Genomic DNA, 22,879 nt, shown 5'->3' on the forward strand with positions numbered 1-22,879 from the left:
GGCGGGTTCGGTGCGTCAGATCCAGCTGGGCAGCCACATCCGCGAGCGCCATTGGCCGTACTCGACGGGCTCGCCGATCCACACGGGCAGGAAGAACAGGCTGACCGCGACGACCGCCGCCACGTAGACCAGCACGAGCGCGGAACCGACCCGGGGGCTCGGCCGTCGGCCAGGCCGCAGCAGCAGTGAGAGTGTCAGCACGATCATGAGTACGAGGAACGGCTCGTAGGCGATCGAGTAGAAGAAGAACATGGTGCGTTCCGGCCACAGGAACCACACGACCTGACCGGCGGCGTAGGCGCCGAGCAGAGCTGCGGCGCGCCAGTCGCGGCGACGCAGCCACAGGGCCAGGCACACCAGCACGGCGAGCAGGCCCGTCCACCACAGCAGCGGGTTCGCGATGTCGGTGATCGCGGCGGAACAGCGGTCCGCCGCGTCTGACGGGCACAGACCCTCACCCGGGTCGTGGCCCTCATAGAAATAGCTGACGGGCCGGCCCATGAACGGCCAGGACCACGGCGTCGAGGCATAGTCGTGAGGGCTGTGCAGCCCGCTGTGGAACCGCGTGGACTCCGCGTGATAATGCGCGAGCGAACGCAGAGCGTCCGGCACGAGCGCCTCCCACCATGATTCGGGCGGGTGCTGGGCGCCCCACTGCCGATAGTAGGCGCGTGCGGACCGGAACCAGCCGGTCCACGACGCCAGATAGGTCAGCGCCCCGGCGCCCACGACGCAGACGAACGCCCACAGCCCGTCCCGCACGACCGCGGCGCGCGCCCAGCGACGCACGCCGGCCACGTGTCTGGCCTGGGCGTCCCATATGACGGTCATGAGGCCGAACACCGCCATGAACGCCAGTGCCGAGAGCTTCACCGAGCAGGCGGCCCCGAGCAGCACGCCCGCCAGCAGCCGCCACGGGCGCCAGCCCAGCCCCGGCCCGTACAGCAGGGCACGCCGCCGCGCCGCGTGATCCGGTGCCGCGGCGCTCGCGGCGGCCAGCCGGTCCGCGAGGCGACGGCGCCCGGCGTCACGGTCCTTCAGCAGCGCGGCGAAGGCGGCGAGCACGAACAGGGACAGGAAGATGTCCAGCAGGCCAATGCGAGAGAGAACGAGGTGGTGGCCTTCGACCGCGAGCAGCAGACCGCTGACCGCGCCGAGCGACACCGAGCGGAACAACCGCTGTGCGACCAGGGTCGTCAGCAGCACGGAGAGGGTGCCGGCGGCGGCCGCGGCCGAGCGCCAGCCATAGCCGTTGTCCGGGCCGAACACGAGCATGCCGAGGCCGATCAGCCATTTGCCCAGCGGTGGGTGCACGACGTAGGCGGCCTCGTCGAGGGGCTGGGCCTCGCCGCGGGCGAACGCTTCGTCGGCGTCGTCGGCCCAGTCGAGCTCGTAACCGACCTGCAGCAGCGAGAACGCGTCCTTGGGGTAGTACGTCTCGTCGAAGATCAGGCGGTCGGGGAAGTCCAGGTGCGTGAAACGCAGCACTGCGGCCACCACGGCCACCGCCAGCGGGATGATCCAGTGCCAGCGTGTGCGGGCCGGCTCGACGACGTCGAGACGGCGGCGCAGAACGGAGGCGGAGAAGGGCACGCCCGCCATGCTACGTCGCTGGCCTACGCTGGGGCGGACCCGCCCTCGTGCACCCCCACCCGTTCACGTCACCAGGAGGCCGCCCATGCCGGATCGGACACCGCAGCCACACCGGAGCTCGCGCGCGGCGCCGCCCGGCGAGGGGCGGGTCGTGCTCGCGGCCACCCCCATCGGCAACCTCCAGGACGCGAGCGATCGGCTGCGGTCGCTGCTCGCCGAGGCCGACCTGATCGCCGCCGAGGACACGCGGACGGTGCGGCGGCTGTGCGATCAGCTGGGCGTGCACCCCCGGGGGCGGTTCGTGGCGCACCACGAGCACAACGAGCAGGCGTCGGCGGCGGGACTGCTCGAACAGGTCCGCCACGGGGCTCAGATCGTGGTCGTCTCGGACGCCGGCATGCCCGTGGTCTCGGACCCCGGGCACCGCCTGGTGCAGGCGGCGGCCGCACAGGGGCTGACGGTGACCTGCGCTCCGGGGCCCTCGGCCGTGACCACGGCGATCGCCCTGTCGGGCCTGCCGACGGATCGGTTCGCCTTCGACGGGTTCCTGCCACGTCGGTCCGCCGAACGTCGGCGCGCGTTCGAGGCGATTCGCGCTGAGCCGCGCACCGTCGCGTTCTTCGAGTCGCCTCGCCGGGTGGCGGCGAGCCTGACGGAGTTGGCCGAAGCCCTCGGCGAGGACCGGCCGGTGTGCCTGGCGCGTGAGCTGACGAAGCTGCACGAGGAGATCGTTCGCGGCGACGCCGGCTCGCTCCTCGCCTGGGCGCGTGAGCGTGAGGCCGGCGAGGGAATCCGCGGCGAGATCGTCCTGGTGGTGGGGCCGGCGACGGCCCAGGCCGACGAGCCGGCGGGGGAGGAGCAGCTGGTGGCCGAGGTCGAGCAGCTCACGGCCTCCGGCACGCGGATGAAGGAGGCCGTCGCGACGGTGGCCGCAGCGCACGGCGCGCGCGCCCGCGAGCTGTACGACGCGGTGCTGCGCTCTCGGCGCGGCTGAGACCGACCTGGGCGCCCGCACCCGGCGTGCGGCTGTGGGGCGGTGCCGGTCGGATCAGTATCATTCGCCACAGCAGACCCCGTCCGCGGCAGATCCGAGGGCCGACGACGCCGTTGGCGGCGCGGCGGGGACGAACCGACCAAGGAAGAGGTGTCCCATGACCGTGACCGACGCGCGCGAGAAGGCCCTGCTCGAGTCCGTGCCGACCGGACTGCTCATCGACGGACAGTGGCGTGAAGCCTCCTCCGGCAAGACCTTCGATGTGAAGGACCCCGCCACGGGCCGGGTCATCGCGAGCCTGCAGGACGCGAACTCGGATGACGCCACGGCCGCGTTCGATGCGGCCTGCGCCGCGCAGGCCGACTGGGCTCGGACCCCGGCCCGCGAGCGCGCGGACATTCTTCGCCGCGCCTACGACATGATCAACGAGCGGGCCGAGGACTTCGCTCTGCTGATGACGCTCGAGATGGGCAAGCCGCTGGCCGAGGCCCGCGGCGAGGTCGTCTACGGCAACGGCTTCCTGCGCTGGTTCTCCGAGGAGGCCACCCGCCACTACGGCCGCACCCTCACCGCTCCCGAGGGCACCCTGCGCATGCAGGTGAACCACAAGCCGGTCGGACCGTGCCTGCTCATCACCCCCTGGAACTTCCCGCTGGCGATGGCCACCCGCAAGGTGGCCCCGGCCGTCGCCGCCGGGTGCACCATGGTCCTCAAGGCCGCGAAGCTGACGCCGCTCACCACGCAGCTGTTCGCCCAGGTGATGATGGAGGCCGGGCTGCCCGCCGGCGTGCTGAACGTGGTCGCCGGGTCCTCGGCGTCGTCTCTCTCCGGGCCGATCATGGCGGACGAGCGGCTGCGCAAGATCTCGTTCACCGGTTCGACCGCCGTGGGCAAGAAGCTCATGGAGACGGCCGCCGGGACGGTGCTGCGCACCTCGATGGAGCTCGGCGGCAATGCCCCGCTGATCGTGTTCGAGGACGCCGACGTCGACGCGGCCGTCGAGGGCGCATTCAACGCGAAGATGCGCAACATGGGAGAGGCGTGCACCGCGGCGAACCGCTTCCTGGTGCACGAGGACGTGGCCGAGGAGTTCACCCGGAAGTTCGTGGCCCGGCTCGAAGCCCTCACGCCGGCACGCGGCACCGACCCGGAGTCCACGCTCGGCCCGATCATCGACGACGGCGCGCGGGAGGACATCCACGCTCTGGTCACCGAGGCCGTGGCGGCCGGCGCCGAGGTGCTCACCGGCGGCGAGAAGGTCGCGGGCGAGGGCTACTTCTACCAGCCGACCGCACTCAAGGTCGCCAGGGACAACCCGATCTTGACGCAGGAGATCTTCGGGCCCGTCGCGCCGATCGTGACCTTCACCACCGAGCAGGAGGCCATCGAGATGGCCAACGACACCGAGTACGGCCTGGCCTCCTATCTGTTCAGCCGCGACCCGAGCCGCATGTACCGCGTCGCCGAACAGATCGAGTTCGGGCTGATGGGGTACAACGTCGGCGTCATCTCCAATCCGGCGGCGCCGTTCGGCGGCGTCAAACAATCCGGCCTCGGCCGCGAGGGCGGCGCCGAAGGCATCGAGGAGTACACGACGCTGCAGTACATCGCCGTGAACGACCCCTTCGCCGCGCAGGGCTGATCATCGGGCGCACCCGTGCAGGGCCGCTCCGCGGCGCGACCGTGACGGCCGTCCTCTCCGTCGAGGGAGGGCGGCCGTTAGTCTGACGGGCATGTCGACCCCCGCAGCCACCAGCCCCCGCCCCGACCACGGCCGGACCCCCGCCGAGTCCAGTTCGGCCGGCGACGCGAGCCCGGACGTGGACCAGGCGCCGGCGGCGTACCGTCCGCGTCCCGACTCGGCGACGGGCGGGGGGCCGGCACCGCTCGCCGCGCGCGAGGCAACCGAGGAGAAGTCCGGGCGCAAGCGTCGGCTCGAGTTCCCGCCGGCACCCGAATCACTGCCCGTGCCGGTCGTCGACAACCACACCCACCTGGGCTTCCGGGACGGGCTGGTGCGCGTGAGCGTCCACGAGGCGATGGACGCCGCCCAGGCCGTCGGCGTGCGCGGAGCCGTGCAGGTGGGATGCAACGTCGAGGCGGCCCGGTTCACGGTCGAGGCGATCGAGGCCGAACCCCGACTGCTCGGCGCCGTCGCGATCCACCCGAACGACGCCGCCCGCCTCGCCGAAACGGCAGAGCTGGAGACCGCCCTGGCGACGATCGCCGAGCTCGCCGAGCACCCCCGCGTGCGCGCCGTCGGCGAGACAGGACTGGACTACTTCCGCACCGGCGAATCGGGGCGCGCGGCGCAGCACGAGTCGTTCCGGTGGCACATCCGACTCGCCCGACGCCTGGGCAAGGCCCTGCAGATCCACGACCGCGACGCCCACGACGATGTCGTGCGGATCCTGCTGGAGGAAGAGCAGGACGGCGGCCTGCCGCCGCACGTCGTGTTCCACTGCTTCTCCGGCGGCCCCGAGCTGGCGCACACGTGCAACGAACACGGGTGGATGACCTCGTTCGCCGGGCCCGTGACCTTCAAGGCCAACGACAAGCTGCGCGAGGCGCTGGCCCTCGTGCGGGAAGACCTGATCCTGGTGGAGACGGACGCGCCGTTCCTCACCCCGCATCCGTTCCGCGGCCGGCCCAATGCGCCCTATCTCGTGCCGCACACCCTGCGCCTGATGGCCCAGGTGCGCGGCGTCGGGGTCGATGAGCTGGCCCGCCGCATCGACGAGAACACCGCCCGGGTCTACGGGGAGTTCTGAGCCCCGAATCCTCGGGTGTCGGCGGATACAATCGCCCCCATGCCCCGAACCCCCGCCCCGCCCGCATCCGAGGCCGCCGGCGACGCCGCGCGTTCGCTGCTGAGCGCCGCCGATGTGCGCCGCATCGCCGAGGAGCTGGACCTGCGGCCCACCAAGACGTGGGGGCAGAACTTCGTGATCGACCCGAACACGATTCGCCGGATCGTCGCCGCCGCCGAGCTGACCGACGAGGACCACGTGCTCGAAATCGGCCCCGGCCTGGGGTCGCTGACCCTCGGGCTGCTCGACCGCGCCGCCGCCGTCACCGCCGTGGAGATCGACCCGCTCACCGCGGCTCGTCTGCCCGAGACGGTCGCCGGATTCCGCCCGGACCGCACCGACGCGCTCGCCGTGCTCCACGCCGACGCGCTGCGCCTGAGGCGCGATCAGCTCGACGCGGCACGTCCGGCCGCGGCCGACGGTCCGCCGACGGCCCTCGTGGCGAACCTGCCCTACAACGTGGCGGTGCCCGTGCTCCTGCACGCTCTCGAGCACCTGCCGAGTCTGCGTGCGGGCCTGGTCATGGTCCAGGACGAGGTCGCCGACCGTCTTGCGGCGGGTCCCGGTTCCAAGGTCTACGGCGTGCCGTCGGCCAAGGCGGCGTGGTACGGCCGGGTGCGCAAGGCCGGGGTCATCGGCACACACGTGTTCTGGCCGGCACCGCGGATCCACTCGGGTCTGGTCGCCTTCACGCGGCACGACGCGCCCCCGGCGCCGGTCGACCGCGAGCACGTGTTCGCGGTCGTGGACGCGGCCTTCGCCCAGCGTCGCAAGACCCTGCGTGCCGCGCTCGCCGGATGGGCCGGCGGCGCCGCCCGAGCCGAGGCGGTCCTGCGCGCCGCAGACGTCGAACCGAGCACTCGGGGCGAAACACTGGGCATCGAGGACTTCGCGCGGATCGCGGCCCACCGTGACGCCGCGGGGGTCGCCGACGGGAAGGAGGACGCATGAGCGAGCACGAGGCCGGAGCCTGCGGCGGCGCGCACCGCACCGACGTGCATCTGGACGTGACCCGCCGTCACGTGACCGTCACCGCGCCGGGCAAGGTGAATCTCTCCCTGCGGGTGGGGCCGTTGCGCGAGGACGGCTACCACAGCGTCGCGAGCCTCTACCTGGCCGTGAACCTGGTCGAGACCGTCACCGCCGTCGGGCGTGCGGACGGGGAGATCACCGTGGGTCCCTCCCACCGGCACTCCAGCGCCGTGGCCGCCGCCGACGTCCCGTGGGACGAATCGAATCTGGCGCATCGTGCGGCCACGCTGCTGCGCGAGCGCGTGGGCCTCGACCCGGCCCTGCACGGCGCGGACATCGAGATCGCCAAGCAGGTGCCCGTGGCCGGCGGCATGGGCGGAGGCTCCGCCGACGCGGCCGGGGCGCTCGTCGCGTGCTCGGCGCTGTGGGAGACGGGACTGACCCGGACCGAGCTCGCCGAGCTCGCCGCCGAGCTGGGCGCGGACGTGCCCTTCGCGGTCGTCGGCGGCGCCGCCGTGGGACGGGGCACCGGCGCGGAGGTCATGTCCGTGCCCGCGCGCACGCCGGTGCACCTGGTGCTCGTGCCGGCCGCGGGAGGGCTCTCCACCCCCGAGGTGTTCGGTGCCCTGGACCGCCTGCGTGAGGAAGGCACCCTCGCCACGCCCGACGGCGCCCCCGAGATCAACGAGGACGCATTGCGCGCGCTGACCTCGGGCGACCCCCTGGCCCTGGCCCTGGCCATGGACAACGACCTGCAGACCCCGGCCGTCGCGCTGTACCCCGAACTCTCCGACGCCCTCGACCTGGGGCTCGACGAGGGGGCGCTGCGCGGCATGGTCTCCGGCTCCGGCCCGACGCTGCTGTTCGTCGCCCGGGACGCGATCGAGGCCGAGCGCATCGCCTCGGCCCTGACGGAGCGCACGGGCGCCGAGGCGCTCGCCGTGCACGGACCCGTGCACGGCGCGACGGTGCTCTGAACACCGGCTTCCAGGCCGCCTCGCTCGGAGCCGATGCCTGCCCGACACACCCTGACGACCCTGAGACGACACGCAAAGGACCCGGACACCCGCTCATGGCACATCTGCTCGGCGCCGAGAACATCGGCATCTCCTTCGGCACTCGCACCGTGCTCGATTCGCTGTCCCTGGGGGTGGACTCCGGCGACCGGATCGGGCTCGTCGGACGCAATGGCGATGGCAAGTCCACGCTGATGCGCATCCTCGCGGGGCTGCAGCCGCCGGACAACGGGCGCGTCACCCGCCGCGGCGGCGTGCAGGTCGGCGTCCTCGATCAGCGTGATGAGCTCGACCCGGCCCACACGGTCAAGCAGGCTGTCGTCGGCGACGCCGAGGACCATGAGTGGGCCGCGGACGCGAAGATCCGGGATGTCCTGCAGGGACTGCTCGTCGGCCTCGACCTGGACCGTCCGGTGCAGGGGCTCTCCGGCGGCCAGCGCCGGCGGGTCGCCCTGGCCCGGCTGTTGGCCGGCGACCACGACGTGCTGTTCCTCGACGAGCCCACCAACCACCTCGACGTCGAGGGTGTGGCATGGCTCGCGCGTCATCTGCAGGGCCGCTGGCGCCCGACCGAGGGTGGCCTGGTCGTCGTGACCCACGACCGCTGGTTCCTCGACACGGTGTGCACGCGCACATGGGAGGTGCATGATGCCACGGTCGACCCCTACGACGGCGGGTATGCCGCGTGGGTGCTCGCGCGCGCGGAGCGGGCCCGCCAGGCCGCGGTGGCAGAACAGAAACGCCAGCAGCTGGTCAAGAAGGAGCTGGCCTGGTTGCGCCGCGGCGCTCCGGCCCGCACGTCCAAACCCAAGTTCCGCATCGACGCGGCCAACCAGATCATCGAGGACGTGCCTGCGCCGCGCGATTCGGTGTCCCTGCAGAAGATGGCGACGGCCCGCCTGGGCAAGGACGTCCTGGACCTGGAGGACGTGAGCCTGAGCATGGGGGAGACGACGCTGCTCGACGACGTCACCCTGCGGCTGGCCCCGGCCGAGCGTCTGGGCGTCGTCGGCGTCAACGGTGCCGGCAAGTCGACCCTGCTGAAGCTGCTCGACGGACGGATTCAGCCCGATGCGGGACGGGTGAAGCGCGGCAAGACGGTCGTCACCGCGACGCTCACGCAGGACGTGACCGAGCTCGACGAGGTGGGACACCTGCGCGTCGCCGAGGTCATGGCCCGGGAAGGCACGAGTTTCCAGGTGGGCGACCGGGAACTCTCGGCCGGACAGCTGCTCGAGCAGCTGGGCTTCGGCACGCAGAAGCAGTGGACGCCGGTCGCGGAGCTCTCCGGCGGCGAGCGGCGACGCCTGCAGCTGCTGCGCCTGCTGGTGGGGGAGCCGAACGTGCTGTTCCTCGACGAGCCGACCAACGACCTGGACACCGACACCCTCGCGGCGATGGAGGACCTGCTCGACGGCTGGCCCGGCACGCTCGTGGTCGTCTCCCACGACCGGTACCTGCTCGAACGCGTCACCGACCACCAGGTCGCCCTGCTCGGCGACGGGAAGGTGCGCGGTCTGCCCGGCGGCGTCGAGCAGTACCTCGCGCTGCGCGCGGAGATGGACGCCGCGGCCGGTCCGTTGACCGCCTCGGGCAGCACGGGTGACTCCGAGGCCGCGACCGTCCCCGCGGTGTCCGCGGCCGAGCAGCGCCAGGCCCGCAAGGACGCGGCGCGTCTGGAACGTCAGATGGAGAGGCTGAAACAGCAGAAGGCCGCCGTCGAGCTCGAGATCGCCGAGCTCAGCCAGCAGGGGCGATTCGACGAGGTCACCGGGCCGACCGCGCGGCTGCACGAGATCGACACGGAGCTCGAGACGGCCGAGGAGCAGTGGCTGGAGGCGGCGGAGCGGGCCGAATAGGGTGCGCCCGGAGCCGGCGGCGACCTCGACGAGAGCGGCGCGACCGTGTGGAACAATGGCTGTCCGTCGCCTGGCGGGGCACCTCGTGCGCCGCGGCGCTCCGCCCTGGTGTAATGGCAGCACGCCGGCCTTTGGAGCCGTGCAGTCTAGGTTCGAGTCCTAGGGGCGGAACACCGGTTCGGCGCCCCCGCGTGCTCGAGTCGTCCTCGTCCGCTGGTTTCAGGAGCATCCCCCCGCATGTCTGAGAACACCGCCCCTCGTCCGTCCGCCGTGATCGTCCTGGCCGCGGGCCAGGGGACCCGCATGAAGTCGACTACGCCGAAGGTCATGCACTCCATCGGCGGGCGCTCCCTGGTGGGTCACGCGCTGCACGCCGCGGCCTCGCTCGAGCCGGAGCACCTGGTGGCCGTCGTGCGGCACGAGCGGGACCGCGTCGCCGCCCACCTGACCGAGGTGATGCCGCGGATCGCGATCGCGGACCAGGACGAGGTGCCCGGCACCGGGCGCGCCGTCGAACAGGGCCTCGAGGCCGTCCCGGCCGATGTGACCGGCACCGTCGTCGTGACCTACGGCGACGTGCCGCTGCTGACGGCGCAGACGCTGCAGGATCTGGTGCGCACCCACGAGGCCGACGGCAATGCCGTCACCGTGCTGACCGCCGATCTGCAGGACGCCACCGGATACGGCCGCATCGTGCGCGACGCGGACGGCCTCGTCGAACGGATCATGGAGCACAAGGACGCGCTCGCCCACGCGGCTGAGACCGGCGACCGTCGCTACGTCGAGATCACCGAGGTGAACTCGGGCATCTACGCCTTCGACGCCGCCCTGTTGCGCCGTGCGCTTCCGGCGCTGTCGACGGACAACGTGCAGGGAGAGAAGTACCTCACCGATGTGCTCGCGATGGCCCGGGCCGAGGGCGGTCGTGTCGCCTCCGTCGGGACCGACGATGTGTGGGAGGTCGAGGGCGCCAACGACCGCCGTCAGCTCTCGGAGCTGGGCCGTCAGCTCAACGAACGAGTCCTGCGCCACTGGATGAAGCAGGGCGTGAGCGTGGTGGACCCCTCGTCCACGTGGGTCGACGTGACCGTCGAGCTCTCCTCGGACGTGACTCTGAAGCCCGGCACGCAGCTGCACGGCGCGACGCGGGTGGACACCGGCGCCGTGATCGGCCCGGACTCGACCCTGACGGACACACAGGTCGGCGCCGACGCCGTCGTGAAGCGCACCGACGCCACCGGTGCCGTGATCGGTGAGGGCGCGAGCGTCGGTCCGTTCACCTACCTGCGTCCGGGCACCGTTCTGGGCGAGCAGGGCAAGATCGGCGCCTTCTACGAGACGAAGAACGTGACGATCGGCCGCGGGTCGAAGCTGTCCCACCTGGGCTACGCCGGGGACGCCGAGATCGGCGAGCACACCAACATCGGCTGCGGCAACATCACCGCCAACTACGACGGGGTGAACAAGCACCGCACCGTCATCGGCTCGCACGTGCGCACCGGTTCGAACACCGTCTTCACCGCGCCGGTGACCGTCGCTGATGGCGCCTACACGGGCGCGGGCGCCGTGGTCCGCGAGGACGTGCCCGCGGGCGCCCTGGCGCTCAACCAGGTCTCCCAGCGGACCATCGCCGGCTGGGTCCAGGCCAAGCGCCCCGGCAGCGCCGCCGCCGAGGCCGCCGGGGCCGCCCAGCAGGACTGAGCGCGGCCCCTCGACCGCTGGCCGCGGCGGGCCCCTAGGATGGGTCCATCGCCGGTCGTGGGGAAACACGCGATGCAGGTAGGCCTCCGCCGCAGCGACGGGGGCGCACACGTGAGGAGAGCAGGATTCCAATGACCGAACTCAGCCGCAGCGAAGACAAGCGACTCGTCCTGGCCTCGGGACGGGCGCACCCCGAACTGGCGCAGCAGATCGCCGACGAGCTCGGCACCGAGCTGCTGCCGATGAGCGCCTACGATTTCGCCAACGGTGAGATCTACGTCCGCTCGGGGGAGTCGGTGCGAGGCAAGGACGTGTTCGTCATCCAGTCGCATCCGGCGCCGCTGAACAACCACCTCATGGAACAGCTCATCATGATCGACTCCATGAAGCGTGCCTCGGCCCGTCGGATCACGGTGGTCTCCCCGTTCTACCCGTATGCGCGTCAGGACAAGAAGGGGCGCGGCCGCGAGCCCATCTCCGCGCGCCTGGTGTCCGATCTCTACCAGGCCGCCGGCGCCTCGCGCATCATGAGCGTCGACCTGCACACCGCCCAGATCCAGGGTTTCTTCGACGGCCCCGTCGACCACCTCTTCGCGATCCCGCTGCTCGCGGACCACATCCACGAGACGCTCAAGGACGAGGAGATCACCGTCGTCTCACCGGACACCGGTCGGGTGCGTGTGGCCGAACAGTGGGCCGACCGGCTCGGCGGCGTGCCGCTGGCCTTCGTGCACAAGTCCCGCGACCTGACGATGCCGAACCAGGCGGAGTCCAAGACGGTCGTGGGTGACATCGAGGACCGGGTGTGCGTGCTGATCGACGACATGATCGACACCGGTGGCACCATCGCCGGCGCTGTGCGGGTGCTGAAGGAGGCCGGCGCGAAGGACGTCATCATTGCCTCGACCCACGCGGTGTTCTCCGATCCGGCCGCCCAGCGCCTGGCCGACTGCGGAGCCCGCGAGGTCGTCGTCACGAACACCCTGCCGATCCCGCAGGAGAGGCGCTTCGAGAACCTCACGGTGCTCTCCATCGCCCCGCTGATCGCACGCGCCATCCGCGAGGTGTTCGAGGACGGCTCCGTGACCAGTCTCTTCGACGGCAACGCCTGAGATGGCCAGCGTCGAACACGAGTCCGCGGCCTCCGGCGATGAGGCGCGCGCCGACGGGTCCCGGCCCGAGGGCCGCAAGCGCCGGCAGCTGCCCTTCGGGCTGTCGGTGCTGGTGAACGTCGTCGTGGCCCTGACGGTCGTCGCGATCGTGCAGGCCCTCTGGGTGAAGGTGTACTCCGTGCCCTCGGGCTCGATGGAGACCACGCTCAACGTCGGCGACCGCATGCTCGTCAACCGGACGGCCTACCCTGACGGGAAGGCCGCGGCCCAGGACGTCATCGTGTTCGAAGCCGATGAGGCGTGGGCGATGCCCACCGCCTCGGGCGGACCCGTCGACGCCGCGCTGCGGGCTTTCGGCGACGTCACCGGCATCGGTCGGTCGAACTCGCAAGCGCTCGTCAAGCGGGTGATCGGGACCGAGGGGCAGACGGTCGAGTGCTGTTCCGCCGATGGCGCCGTGCTCGTGGACGGCACGCCGATCGACGAGCCGTACGTCCACAACGACCTGCCCTTCGCGAAGGACGAGCTGGACTGTGACACGCCGCAGCGCTCCGCCCGCTGCTTCGGCCCCGTCGAGGTGCCCGAGGACAGCATGCTCGTGCTCGGTGACCACCGCTCCAATTCGGCCGACTCCGTGGTCGAGTGCCGCGGACGCCCCGAGGGACAGGCCGACGATTGTGCGCGCTTCGTCCGTGCCGAGGACGTGGTGGGCGAGGTGTTCTTCGTGATGTGGCCGCCGAGCAACTGGTCCTCGCCGGCCTCCTGACTCTGCTCAGGCGAGCTCGAGCAGCCCGCGGCCGCGCAGGCCGTTGACGGCCGCGTCGAGCCGCTCGCGTGCGTCCTCGGGCAGCGGCCCGCTCTCGGCGAGCAGGTCGAGCAGCTGCTCCGGCGTGCGTGGAGCGTCCAACAGCAGCCACAGCGCCGGGCCGAGCCCGTCGAGCATGCTCAGACGCGTGCCGTGCAGCAGGGCCAGTCGCCCGTCCTCGACGAAGAGGCCGTCATCGACGGCGACCCGGCGCAGAGCCCCGGCGGGCACGAGGGTGTCGATGTCGTCCGCGGGGACGCTCGCGCCGAGCTCGTGGTCGTCGAGGGGGTCCCAGCCCCGCTCGGCCGCCTCCGGGGCGTGCGAGAGCAGCTCCTGGACGACGGGCACCAGATCGGCGGCCTCGCGATAGACCAGGCGTACGGCTCCGCCGGTGCGGTCCAGCGTCTCGCACAGGGTGACAAGGCCGCGGGGGAGGCGGCACAGCGAGGAGGTCTGCGGCACCAGCAGCGGGAGCACCTCGCCCACGGTGGCCGGCTCGGCGCACGCGGCGACGTCCTCGTCGCCGTGCCGGACGCGGTCCAGGACGGCGACGCGCTGCAGGACGCCGTCGACCTCGGGGAGCAGCCCCAGATCGTCCGGGGCGTGCTGCCGCTTCGGGCGCCGTCCCGAAGGGCCCAGGACGGACAGCGGTTTCGCATAGGGGCTGAGCGCGAAGGACACGGGGTCGATCATGGCCGTCTCGTCGGTCAGATACGCCAGGGCGGTGCCGAGCGTGCGCGTCGCCGTGGTCTTGCCGGTGCCCGACTCGGCGGCCAGGACGATCGTCGCGCCCGTCTCAGGCAGCGCGAGCGCGGCCGCGTGCAGCATCAGCTGCGAGCCGACGCCGGAGTCGATGGCCTCGGAGGTGGCCCGGTGGATCGCGCGTTCGTGGAATGTGTCCCAGTCCTCGCCGCGGCGCGGACGCAGCTCGATGCTCTCGTCGTCGGGCACGGCCTGGGCGTGGCACCGGGCCCATTCGTGCAGCAGCCGGTCCCGTTGCTCCGCCGTGAGACCGCCGACCCGCACCGAGGAACGGCACACGGTGAACTCGACGGCGTGGGTGGTGGCATCGGTCATGCGGGGCTCCTGCGGGCGACGGCGGCGAGGCGCGAGCGGCCGGGACGGGGGGGGCACCCGTCCTGACCGGTCCGCACCATCCTACGGGGCCGCGGCACAGGCGGCGGGACCGCGGCGCTCTGCCGCTGGGGCGAACCTGCCGTTCCCGCTGGCCCGCGCCCCGGCGGCGTGGTGGCTGGTAGAGTTGTCGAGTTGCCCAGGCGAGGGAGTCGCGAACTCCGTGATCGACGAGGCTGCCGTCCTGCTCCGATGTGACGCTGCGGGCGCCCCCGAAGGCGCGCGAGGTGAATCTCACGGACGGCCCCCTTCCCTGGAGACCCTCGCGGGCCGCGTCGGCCCGCGCATGAACGTTCATCCCAGAGGAGGAAACCTGATGTCCGATCAGATCAAGATCAAGGTCACCGAGCGCACCGAGTTCGGCAAGGGCGCCGCCCGCCGCGCCCGTCGCGCCGACCTCATCCCGGCCGTCGTCTACGGCCACGGTGCCGAGCCGCGTCACATCCTGATGCCGGCGCTGGAGACCATCCTGGCCGTTCGCAACCCGAACGCCCTGCTGGTGCTGGTCGACGAGGCCGGCGAGGAGACCCTGGTGCTGCCGAAAGACATCCAGCGCCACATGCTCAAGATCAACGTGATCGACCACATCGACCTGCTGGTCGTGCGTCGCGGCGAGAAGGTCGTCGTCGAGGTGCCGGTGCACGTCGAGGGCGAGACCGCCCCGGGCACCGAGTACGTGCTCGACTACGCCTCCGTGCCGGTCGAGGCCGAGGCCACCCACCTGCCGGAGTCGGCCACCATCTCGATCGAGGGTCGCGAGGCCGGCGATCACGTGTACGCCACCGACGTCACGCTGCCGGCCGGCACCGTCATCCAGCTCGATGACGAGCAGGTCATCGCCACCGTCTCCGAGGTCGTCGAGCAGGACCTGGGCGACGAGTCCGACCAGGAGGCCCAGGCCGCCGAGGAGTCCGGCGAGGGCGAGTCCTCCGACGCCGCGCAGGAGTCGAGCGACTCCGAGGGCTCCGAGGACTGATCCTCACGATGGCGGGCACCACGCTGATCGTCGGTCTCGGCAATCCGGGGCCGGAATACGAGCGCACCCGTCACAACATCGGCCAGATGGTGGTGGGTGAGCTCGCCTCCCGCATGGGAGTCGGGTTCACCCGCCACAAGGCCGGCGCCATGGCGGCCACCGGCCGTCTCCGCCCCGGCGGGCCGAGAGCCGTCCTGGCCTATTCGACCGGGTACATGAACGTCTCGGGCAAGCCGGTCTCGGCGCTGTGCCGCTTCTACGGGCTCACGCCCGAGGACCTCGTTGTCGTGCACGACGAGCTCGACATCGACTTCGACACGCTCAAGCTCAAGACCGGTGGCGGCGAGGGTGGCCACAATGGCCTGAAGTCCATCTCGTCGGCGCTGGGCACCAAGGACTACACCCGTGTCCGGGTCGGCATCGGCCGTCCGCCGGGCCGCATGGACGTCGCCGACTTTGTGCTGCGTCCCTTCACCGCGGGTGAGCGAGAGGTATTGCCCCTCCACGTCGACCGCGCCGCCGACGCCGTCGAGGCCCTGCTGGACGACGGTCTCGCCGCCGCCCAGCAGCGTTTCCACTGAGACCGCTCAGCCGGTCGGCCGGGACTCGGCGGGTCCCACGGCACGTTCGATCGTGCGGCGGATCCGGTCGAGGACCGGGCCCACACGGTCGACCATCTGCCGGTAGTCCTCCTCCGCCTTCCCGAAGGGGTCCGGCAGGTCGAGACGACCGTCGGCAGCATGCACTTTCGACCGGTGCCGGGCGGCGGCCCGCGCCATGGCCGGCACGCCCATGCCGGGCTCGAGCCAGCCGGGCTCCTGCGAGTCCAGCAGGACCACCAGCTGCGCGAACTCCAGCATGGTGAAGGTGCGCATCATGCACTGTGGGGCGTCATGGAGCACCCGATCCATGTGCTCGGCGGTCGCCGTGAGGATCAGGTGGGCCTGCCCGAGCTCATGCGGCACTAGAGCCCTGGGCCGATGCGTCTCGAGACCCACGACGCCCTCCTGTGCCCCGAGCCGCTGCAGCGTGCGCGGCACGCCGAGGGCCTGGTTCGGCTGGGTGCCCATGCTCGTCACCGTCACCCGGCCGGCCGCCGGCCCCTCCGCCAGCGTCGTGGCGAGGGCCCGCTCGGCATAGGCGGAGCGGCACACGTTTCCGGTGCACACGAACATCACGAGCGTGTGCTCGGGCGGCGGTGCCGAGGCCCCGACGGGTCGCGTCTGGGCGAACGGCTGGTTCGCCCGCAGCAGCAGGTTCTCCGCCATGGGTGCTCAGCCCCGGCGCGTCGACAGCCAACCGTCGATCTCGCGGGCCTGGCGCTCGACGACCTTGCCCACCATCGGCTCGGCCTTCGTGGCGAGCTTCGAGCCGACCAGCGGAATCCGGCAGGACAGCGAACCCTGCACCGCGTACTCGGTGCCCGCGCCGGCGGCGCGCAGATGCATCGACGCCTCAGCGGTGGCCTTCGCCTTGGCGACCGTGATGGTGGTGGTGCCGGAGCGCGAGCCGTCGGCTTCGGGCGCCTCCCACCGCTCGACCTGCTCCACCTGGACGTGGTCGCCGATGAACTTCTGCGCCGCCTCGGGCAGCTGACGGGCCGGAGCGGACCGCACGGTTGTCACGGTCATGGGGCCTTCGGCATCTCCCTCGCGGGAGAACGAGACGAGAGTGCCCCCGAGCGACTCGATCACGCTGCGGTGGAACTCCTCGGAGGCGAGGGCCTCCGCCGTCTCGGCGGGGGTGTGGTGCACGGTGCGCTGGGCGGAGAATGCCATGAGCGGGCTCCTTGTGGTGGGGCAGAAAGCGGCGCCGTTCGGCTGTCGGTCACGGGTGCGTCCCCGGGTGACGATGCGCCGAAGGGCGTGTGCGTCAGCCTAGTATGCTGGACCGCGCCTGTCGGCCCTGGGCCTCGGTCTGCGACGCTCGTCGGGACCCGCCGGGAGACCGACGGACCTCATCTGCGACCCCGCTCGGAAGGCACCGCCCCCATGTCCGCACTCTGGGCTCTCTCCGTCATCCTCCTGGCCAGCGGCCTGGCCAAGCTGCAGGACCCCGACGAGACCGCCGCGACCTTCACCCGGCTCGCAGTGCCCTCGCCCCTGGCCGGACCCCGGCTGGTCCGCGCGTTCCCATTCCTCGAAATCCTGCTGGCCGTGGCGCTGTTCCTGCCGTTCACGGCCCTGCGGCCCGTGTTCGCCCTGGCCGCGCTGGCACTGTTCATCGGCTTCCTGTTGCTGGTCGTGCGGGGCATGGGGTCCGGTGAGTCCTGCGGTTGCTTCGGCGCGGCCTCGGCCCGCCCCATCACGGGGTGGACGGTGCTGCGGAACGTCGTCTTCGTGCTGCTCGCCGCCGGCGGCCTGCTCGAGGCGATCATCGGCCTTCTCGTGCAGGGGGCGACGATCGATTGGTGGCCTCTGTCCGGTCTGACGGTGGGCCTGGTCGAGTGGACCGCGGTCGTCACGGTGCTCAGCGCGATCGCCGCCTTCCTCATCGGTCGGGAGACCGCGCCGCTCGAGGAGACCGCGCCGCTCGAGGCCGGCACCGGTCCGGAAGCGGTCGATGCCGAGCCGGGCGAGCCGGCGTCGGGAGACGGGGCCGGCCACGGATTCGGCCAGTCCAGCGATGAGCCGCCGCGCAGGCCGTTGCCCGACGCGCCGCTGTACTCCGACGGGCGCCTCACCACGGTGCGCGCCTACTCCCAGGTCGGCGCCGTGCTCTTCCTGTACCTGTCCCCGACGTGCGGTTCCTGCATGAGCGTGATCGAGCGGATCGAAAAGTTCGACGGCGCGATCGGCCCGGTGCGCGTGAGGGCGCTGCTGCCAGTGCACAACGATGACCTGAGCCTGCCCATGAAGAACGGACGCATCCCCGCCGAGATCGTGCTCCAGGACCCCACCGGCGTGACCGGGCGTCGGCTCGGGCTGACCTCCTTCCCCTCGGCCGTGATCGCGGGCGTCGACGGCAAGACCGCCGGCGGTCCCGTGTTCGGTGCGGACGAGGTGATCGCAATGATCGACGAGCTCGAGGAGGTCATGCAGGACGCGGATCTGCCCAGCGCAGCCGAGCTCGAGCAGACGGAGCAGGAGCGTGTGGCGCGCCAGCGTGAGCGCCGCGCGGGGAAGGCCAGCCGGTGAGCCGCGCGAAGACCGAGGTCGCCGACGCTGACGTCCGGGAGTCCGCCCCGACGCTCGCTGGTCTGCTGCCCCTGCTCGCGCAGGATCCCGCGCTGCGGGCCGCGAGCGATTCGGCCGCCCGAGCCGGCGCTCGGACCCCGGACCTCGAGATCGCCCTGCCCGACGGCGCTCGGGCGCCGCTGCTGGCTCTGCTGGGGCAGGCTGCCGCCGAGTCCCCCGATGGACCGGGCGTGGTGTTGGCCGTGACGGCGACGACTCGTGAGGCCGAGGACGTGGCGACCGATCTGAGTGCGTGGACCGATCCGGACACGGTCGCCCTGTTCCCGTCGTGGGAGACGCTGCCGCACGAGCGACTCTCCCCGCGCTCGGACACGGTCGGCGCGCGCCTGGAGGTGCTGCGCCGCCTGACCCACCCCGGCGAACACGACCGGGCCGGTCTGCGCGTGGTCGTCGCGCCCGTGCGCTCGGTGCTGCAGCCGCTCGTCGCCGGGCTGGGCGATCTGGAGCCGGTGAGTCTGCGCGTCGGTGAGGAGCGCGACTTCGACGGCGTGGTCGAGGCGCTCGCCGCGGCGGCCTATGCGCGCGTGGACATGGTCACCAAGCGCGGCGAGTTCGCGGTGCGCGGCGGCCTGATCGACGTGTTCGCCCCGACGGCGGACCACCCGGTGCGGATCGAGTTCTTCGGCGACGAGGTCGAGCAGATGCGCTGGTTCGCGATCGCGGACCAGCGGTCCCTCGAGGACACCTCGGCCGACGGCACGGGGCACCCCGAGTCGCTCGTGGCGCCGCCGTGCCGCGAGCTGCTGATCGACGAGGCCGTGCGTGAGCGCGCTCGCCGACTCGTCCCACAGATGCCCGCGGCCGCCGACATGCTCGACCGCATCGCCGAGGGCGTGGCGGTGGAGGGCATGGAGTCGCTCTCGCCGCTGCTGGCCGAGTCCATGACCTCGCTGGTCGAGCTGTTGCCGGCCGGCTCTCTCACGCTGCTCGTCGAGCCCGAGCGCATCCGCGGCCGCGCCGACGACCTGCTCGCGACCAATGAGGAGTTCCTGCAGGCCGCGTGGGCCGGTGCCGCCCACGGAGCACAGGCGCCCGTGGACGTCGGCGGCGCCGAGGCCCGGGCGGACGTCGATGACCAGGCCGCGGCCGGCGGGTTCCTGACGACCGCGCAGCTGCGCGAACAGGTGCTCGAGGCCGGCCAGGGCTTCTGGTCGACGACCTCGCTGCACTCCGCCGACACGGGCGACGAGGCCGATGGGGCGGAGCTGGCAGAGGCGGACGCGTTGCGCTCACAGCTCTCGGCGCCTATGAGCTTCGGCGGCGACATGTCCGCGTTCGTGGCCCGGATCCGTGCCCGTCTCGACGACGGCTGGCGCGCCCTCGTGCTCACTGACGGTCCGGGGTCCGCCCGGCGTCTGGCCGAGCTGTTCTCCGAGGAGGGCGTCACCGCAGCCACCTTCTCCGGTGCTGCCCCGGCCGATCCTCCCGCCGGTCAGGTCGGCCTCGGCGCGGCTGCTCTCGGCACGGGCTTCGTGCTGCCCGAGGCCAGGCTCGTCGTCGTCACCGAGCAGGACGTGTTCGGACGGCACCGCACCGTCGGCACGCGCGCCTCCGGCGGCAAGCTCGCCCGTCGCAAGCGCAACGCCGTCGATCCGCTCACGCTGGCTCCGGGCGACTACGTCGTGCACAGCCAGCACGGGATCGCCCGGTTCGTGGAGCTGCAGCGCCGGAAGGTGTCCGGCTCCCGCGCGTCGAGCGCCGCCGGCGAGGAGAGCTACCGCGAGTACCTCGTGCTCGAATACGCCTCGTCGAAGCGTGGCGCCCCCGGGGACCGCCTGTTCGTGCCGACCGAGCAGCTGGACATGGTGTCCCAGTACGTCGGCGGTGAGACCCCGACGTTGTCGAAGATGGGCGGCTCGGACTGGGCGCAGACCAAGTCGAAGGCCAAACGCGCCACCCGGCAGATCGCCGGCGAGCTGATTCGGCTCTACTCGGCGCGCATGGCCTCCCGGGGTCACTCCTACGGGCCGGACACCCCGTGGCAGAAGGAGCTCGAAGAGGCGTTTCCGTTCATCGAGACGCCCGACCAGCTCACGACCATCGACGAGGTCAAGAAGGACATGGAGTCCGAGGTCCCGATGGACCGTCTCGTCTCCGGTGACGTCGGCTTCGGCAAGACCGAGGTGGCCGTGCGCGCCGCGTTTAAGGCCGTGCAGGACGGCAAGCAGGTCGCCGTGCTGGTGCCGACGACCCTGCTGTCGCGCCAGCACCACCAGACCTTCGCCGACCGGTTTGCCGGCTTCCCGGTGCGGGTCGGGGCCCTGTCACGGTTCCAGACGGCCCACGAGTCGAAGGACGTGCTGAACGATCTGGCCTCGGGCGACCTGGACGTCGTGGTCGGCACGCACCGGCTGCTCTCGGACCAGGTGCAGTTCAAGGACCTCGGGCTCGTGATCGTCGATGAGGAGCAGCGCTTCGGTGTCGAGCACAAGGAGGCGCTGAAGAAGATGCGCACCAACGTGGACGTGCTGTCGATGTCCGCGACGCCGATCCCGCGCACCCTCGAGATGTCCATGACGGGCATCCGTGAGACCTCCACCCTGGCGACCGCACCCGAGGAACGGCATCCCGTGCTCACCTCGGTCGGCCCGTACACCGACCAGCAGGCCGTCGCCGCGATTCGGCGCGAGCTGATGCGCGAGGGGCAGGTGTTCTACGTCCACAATCGGGTCACGAGCATCGACGCGGTCGCCAAACGCATCGCCGAGCTCGTCCCCGAGGCACGCATCGCGGTCGCCCACGGCAAAATGGGTGAGGCCCGGCTTGAGCAGATCATGGTGGACTTCTGGGAGAAGAAGTTCGACGTGCTCGTCTCCACCACGATCATCGAGACGGGCTTGGACATCGCCAACGCCAACACCCTGATCGTCGAGGACGCCCACCGGTACGGCCTGTCCCAGCTGCACCAGCTGCGTGGGCGCGTGGGCCGTGGCCGCGAGCGGGCCTACGCCTACTTCCTGTATGATCCGCTCAAGCCGCTGGGCGAGGTGGCGCTCGAGCGCCTGAAGGCGGTCGCGACGCACAACGAGCTCGGGGCGGGCATGCAGCTGGCCATGAAGGACCTCGAGATCCGCGGTGCGGGCAATCTGCTCGGCGGCGAACAGTCCGGGCACATCGCCGGGGTCGGGTTCGATCTGTATCTGCGGATGGTCGGCGAGGCCGTCGCGGATTTCAAGGGCGAGCAGGATGCCGCACCGGCCGAGGTGAAGGTCGAGCTGCCCGTCAACGCGCATCTGCCGCACGACTACGTGCCGGGGGAACGCCTGCGCCTGGAGATGTACCGGAATCTCGCCGCGGCCCACGACGACGAGGCAGTCGACGCCGTCGTCGAGGAGCTCAAGGACCGTTACGGCGAGCCGCCGGCGCCCGTCGAGGCGCTGATCGCCGTCGCGCGGTTCCGCAACCGGGCGCGGGCGGCCGGCGTCACCGAGGTCATGCTCATGGGATCGAACGTGAAGTTCGGCCCCGTCGAGGATCTGCCGGAGTCGCGCCGTCTTCGGCTGCAGCGAATGTACAAGGGCGCGACGATCAAGCCGGCCCTGAACGCCGTGATGATCCCGAGGCCGAAGACCAAGCCGGTCGGCGGCACGGACCTGACCGACGCGCCGCTGCTCGAATGGGCGGACCAGGTGATCGCCGCAGTGTTCAGCCCCGTCGAGCAGGACTGACCGGCGCGCCGAACTGACGCGGCACTCCCGTCAACAGCTGCGAGGCCGGCGTGGACAGCAGAGCCACGCCCACGGCCCAGCTGACGCCCAGAGCGATCAGGAAGCGGGCGAGCGGCTCATGGTCGCCGGCGTTCATCAGTTCCATCAGCACGTAGCCGTGAACCAGGACGACGACGGTGCCGGTGCGCACCAGGGCGGAGACGACGGCACGGATCGCCCGGCCGGCGCCGGTCCGGACCGCCAGCCAGGTCAGCGCCGCGTTGACCGTCGAGCCGAAGATCAGGACCATGCCGCACGCGATGAGGACCCCGATCAGCGGGGTGAGCACGGGCGTGCCGAAGCCGCCGTATTTGATCGTGTGCGGCTCCAGCCCGCCCGCGACGGCGCCCAGACCCGCGGTGACCGCGGCGGCGCCGAGCAGGAAACGCAGCGTCAGGCTGGAGGGGATGCGCGGCTCCACGCGGCGGCGGAACAGCTCGCCGCAGAGCACGAAGAACAAGCAGGGGAACGCCAGGCCGACACTCAGCGGCGTCCGGGCGATCGCCGAGTCCGGGACGAGCCAGGAGAATGCCAGGCCACCGGCCGCCACGAGCCAGGCCACCGGCCACGGGGCCCGCTCGAGCCCGCGTGCCAGCAGGGCCGTGAAGAACAGTACGGAGATGAACCAGAACGCCCACCAGGGCGGGTCCTGGTCGACGCCGCCGTACCAGCCGGTACGGAGCATCTCGCCCAGGGTCTCGGCGTCGCCGCCGGCGAAGCGCACGGCGGCGACGGACATGAGCACGGCCCAGACCAGGTACGGGATCCCGAGGGAGCGCCAGCGCGAGCCCAGGTCGGCGCGGAACGAGCGTCCGCGGGTCCAGAAGTAGCCGGTCAGGAAGAAGAACAGCGGCATCCGCCAGATCTCAAGATAGGCGGAGACCGTCAGGGCCTCGAGGTAGGCGTGGCCCAGGACCACGGCGGCGACCGAGAACAGACGAAGGACGTCCACCCCGATGTTGCGGGGGAACGTCCTTGCCATGCGAGGGTGTCAGTCGCCTCA

Annotated in this window: 18 protein-coding genes and 1 tRNA gene; 14 read left to right on the top strand and 5 right to left on the bottom strand. The window is 71.6% G+C overall.

Annotation, left to right across the window (positions count from 1 at the left end; genetic code table 11):
* Positions 1-15 precede the first annotated feature (15 nt).
* Positions 16-1,602 carry a dolichyl-phosphate-mannose--protein mannosyltransferase gene (locus tag HDA30_RS00710; protein ID WP_184240790.1) on the bottom strand — a complete coding sequence of 529 codons (1,587 nt, stop codon included), beginning with the start codon at positions 1,600-1,602 and terminating at the stop codon, positions 16-18.
* A gap of 76 nt (positions 1,603-1,678) precedes the next feature.
* Here HDA30_RS00710 and rsmI point away from each other — a divergent pair, with 76 nt between their 5' ends.
* The 10 genes from rsmI to lepB all read left to right on the top strand — a co-directional run bounded on the left by rsmI (position 1,679) and on the right by lepB (position 12,823).
* The gene (gene rsmI, locus HDA30_RS00715; RefSeq protein ID WP_184240791.1) at positions 1,679-2,587 is read left to right on the top strand and encodes a 16S rRNA (cytidine(1402)-2'-O)-methyltransferase; all 909 of its coding nucleotides are present in this window, start codon (positions 1,679-1,681) and stop codon (positions 2,585-2,587) included.
* Between the two features lie 157 nt (positions 2,588-2,744).
* Complete coding sequence (locus HDA30_RS00720) at positions 2,745-4,229, top strand: NAD-dependent succinate-semialdehyde dehydrogenase (protein ID WP_184240792.1); 1,485 nt, start codon at positions 2,745-2,747, stop codon at positions 4,227-4,229.
* Between the two features lie 91 nt (positions 4,230-4,320).
* Positions 4,321-5,358: a TatD family hydrolase gene (locus HDA30_RS00725; protein WP_184240793.1), complete on the top strand. Its 1,038-nt coding sequence runs from the start codon at positions 4,321-4,323 to the stop codon at positions 5,356-5,358.
* 39 nt (positions 5,359-5,397) lie between these two features.
* Entirely contained in the window at positions 5,398-6,348 is a 951-nt protein-coding gene (gene rsmA / locus HDA30_RS00730; protein ID WP_184240794.1) for a 16S rRNA (adenine(1518)-N(6)/adenine(1519)-N(6))-dimethyltransferase RsmA, read from the top strand.
* Positions 6,345-7,346, top strand: coding sequence for a 4-(cytidine 5'-diphospho)-2-C-methyl-D-erythritol kinase (locus tag HDA30_RS00735; protein WP_158495481.1), 1,002 nt, complete (start codon positions 6,345-6,347; stop codon positions 7,344-7,346). Before rsmA ends, HDA30_RS00735 begins: the two co-directional genes overlap by 4 nt.
* A gap of 95 nt (positions 7,347-7,441) precedes the next feature.
* Positions 7,442-9,244: an ABC-F family ATP-binding cassette domain-containing protein gene (locus tag HDA30_RS00740; protein WP_184240795.1), complete on the top strand. Its 1,803-nt coding sequence runs from the start codon at positions 7,442-7,444 to the stop codon at positions 9,242-9,244.
* Between the two features lie 99 nt (positions 9,245-9,343).
* A tRNA-Gln gene (locus HDA30_RS00745) sits at positions 9,344-9,415 on the top strand.
* Between the two features lie 66 nt (positions 9,416-9,481).
* A complete protein-coding gene (glmU, locus tag HDA30_RS00750; protein WP_184240796.1) occupies positions 9,482-10,945 on the top strand; it encodes a bifunctional UDP-N-acetylglucosamine diphosphorylase/glucosamine-1-phosphate N-acetyltransferase GlmU in 1,464 nt (487 codons plus the stop codon).
* 131 nt (positions 10,946-11,076) lie between these two features.
* On the top strand, positions 11,077-12,057 hold the full coding sequence (locus HDA30_RS00755; protein WP_184240797.1) for a ribose-phosphate diphosphokinase: 981 nt from the start codon (positions 11,077-11,079) through the stop codon (positions 12,055-12,057).
* Position 12,058: 1 nt separating this feature from the next.
* Complete coding sequence (gene lepB / locus HDA30_RS00760) at positions 12,059-12,823, top strand: signal peptidase I (RefSeq protein ID WP_184240798.1); 765 nt, start codon at positions 12,059-12,061, stop codon at positions 12,821-12,823.
* Positions 12,824-12,829: 6 nt separating this feature from the next.
* Here lepB and HDA30_RS00765 read toward each other — a convergent pair whose 3' ends face one another.
* Positions 12,830-13,939, bottom strand: a complete 1,110-nt coding sequence (locus HDA30_RS00765; protein WP_158495486.1) for a PqqD family protein — start codon at positions 13,937-13,939, stop codon at positions 12,830-12,832.
* Between the two features lie 373 nt (positions 13,940-14,312).
* Between HDA30_RS00765 and HDA30_RS00770 the strand changes: the two genes are divergently transcribed.
* Together HDA30_RS00770 and pth are read left to right on the top strand one after the other, a co-directional pair.
* A complete protein-coding gene (locus HDA30_RS00770) occupies positions 14,313-14,972 on the top strand; it encodes a 50S ribosomal protein L25/general stress protein Ctc (protein ID WP_158495487.1) in 660 nt (219 codons plus the stop codon).
* An 8-nt stretch (positions 14,973-14,980) separates the two neighbouring features.
* Entirely contained in the window at positions 14,981-15,553 is a 573-nt protein-coding gene (pth, locus tag HDA30_RS00775; RefSeq protein ID WP_158495488.1) for an aminoacyl-tRNA hydrolase, read from the top strand.
* Positions 15,554-15,559: 6 nt separating this feature from the next.
* Here the strand turns inward: pth and HDA30_RS00780 are convergent, their stop codons facing one another.
* A complete protein-coding gene (locus tag HDA30_RS00780; RefSeq protein WP_221419026.1) occupies positions 15,560-16,240 on the bottom strand; it encodes an arsenate reductase/protein-tyrosine-phosphatase family protein in 681 nt (226 codons plus the stop codon).
* A gap of 6 nt (positions 16,241-16,246) precedes the next feature.
* On the bottom strand, positions 16,247-16,750 hold the full coding sequence (locus HDA30_RS00785) for a DUF2505 domain-containing protein (protein WP_158495489.1): 504 nt from the start codon (positions 16,748-16,750) through the stop codon (positions 16,247-16,249).
* Between the two features lie 213 nt (positions 16,751-16,963).
* Between HDA30_RS00785 and HDA30_RS00790 the strand changes: the two genes are divergently transcribed.
* Both HDA30_RS00790 and mfd read left to right on the top strand, forming a co-directional pair.
* On the top strand, positions 16,964-18,109 hold the full coding sequence (locus HDA30_RS00790; RefSeq protein WP_158495490.1) for a MauE/DoxX family redox-associated membrane protein: 1,146 nt from the start codon (positions 16,964-16,966) through the stop codon (positions 18,107-18,109).
* A complete protein-coding gene (mfd, locus tag HDA30_RS00795; RefSeq protein WP_184240799.1) occupies positions 18,106-21,837 on the top strand; it encodes a transcription-repair coupling factor in 3,732 nt (1,243 codons plus the stop codon). The genes HDA30_RS00790 and mfd overlap by 4 nt, the downstream gene beginning before the upstream one ends.
* Here the strand turns inward: mfd and HDA30_RS00800 are convergent.
* The gene (locus HDA30_RS00800; RefSeq protein WP_221419027.1) at positions 21,815-22,858 is read right to left on the bottom strand and encodes an acyltransferase family protein; all 1,044 of its coding nucleotides are present in this window, start codon (positions 22,856-22,858) and stop codon (positions 21,815-21,817) included. The two genes, mfd and HDA30_RS00800, sit on opposite strands and share 23 nt — an antisense overlap.
* Between the last annotated feature and the right edge of the window lie 21 nt (positions 22,859-22,879).

The organism is Micrococcus cohnii, assembly GCF_014205175.1.
Classification (GTDB): domain Bacteria; phylum Actinomycetota; class Actinomycetes; order Actinomycetales; family Micrococcaceae; genus Micrococcus; species Micrococcus cohnii.

Coding starts and splice junctions, on each gene's coding strand:
- HDA30_RS00770 (WP_158495487.1), top strand. CDS start 14,313: ATGTCCGATCAGATCAAGATCAAGGTCACCGAGCGCACCGAGTTCGGC.
- HDA30_RS00740 (WP_184240795.1), top strand. CDS start 7,442: ATGGCACATCTGCTCGGCGCCGAGAACATCGGCATCTCCTTCGGCACT.
- HDA30_RS00710 (WP_184240790.1), bottom strand. CDS start 1,602: ATGGCGGGCGTGCCCTTCTCCGCCTCCGTTCTGCGCCGCCGTCTCGAC.
- HDA30_RS00790 (WP_158495490.1), top strand. CDS start 16,964: ATGTCCGCACTCTGGGCTCTCTCCGTCATCCTCCTGGCCAGCGGCCTG.
- HDA30_RS00765 (WP_158495486.1), bottom strand. CDS start 13,939: ATGACCGATGCCACCACCCACGCCGTCGAGTTCACCGTGTGCCGTTCC.
- HDA30_RS00785 (WP_158495489.1), bottom strand. CDS start 16,750: ATGGCATTCTCCGCCCAGCGCACCGTGCACCACACCCCCGCCGAGACG.
- rsmI (WP_184240791.1), top strand. CDS start 1,679: ATGCCGGATCGGACACCGCAGCCACACCGGAGCTCGCGCGCGGCGCCG.
- pth (WP_158495488.1), top strand. CDS start 14,981: ATGGCGGGCACCACGCTGATCGTCGGTCTCGGCAATCCGGGGCCGGAA.
- lepB (WP_184240798.1), top strand. CDS start 12,059: ATGGCCAGCGTCGAACACGAGTCCGCGGCCTCCGGCGATGAGGCGCGC.
- HDA30_RS00735 (WP_158495481.1), top strand. CDS start 6,345: ATGAGCGAGCACGAGGCCGGAGCCTGCGGCGGCGCGCACCGCACCGAC.
- HDA30_RS00755 (WP_184240797.1), top strand. CDS start 11,077: ATGACCGAACTCAGCCGCAGCGAAGACAAGCGACTCGTCCTGGCCTCG.
- glmU (WP_184240796.1), top strand. CDS start 9,482: ATGTCTGAGAACACCGCCCCTCGTCCGTCCGCCGTGATCGTCCTGGCC.
- HDA30_RS00780 (WP_221419026.1), bottom strand. CDS start 16,240: ATGGCGGAGAACCTGCTGCTGCGGGCGAACCAGCCGTTCGCCCAGACG.
- HDA30_RS00725 (WP_184240793.1), top strand. CDS start 4,321: ATGTCGACCCCCGCAGCCACCAGCCCCCGCCCCGACCACGGCCGGACC.
- HDA30_RS00800 (WP_221419027.1), bottom strand. CDS start 22,858: ATGGCAAGGACGTTCCCCCGCAACATCGGGGTGGACGTCCTTCGTCTG.
- rsmA (WP_184240794.1), top strand. CDS start 5,398: ATGCCCCGAACCCCCGCCCCGCCCGCATCCGAGGCCGCCGGCGACGCC.
- HDA30_RS00720 (WP_184240792.1), top strand. CDS start 2,745: ATGACCGTGACCGACGCGCGCGAGAAGGCCCTGCTCGAGTCCGTGCCG.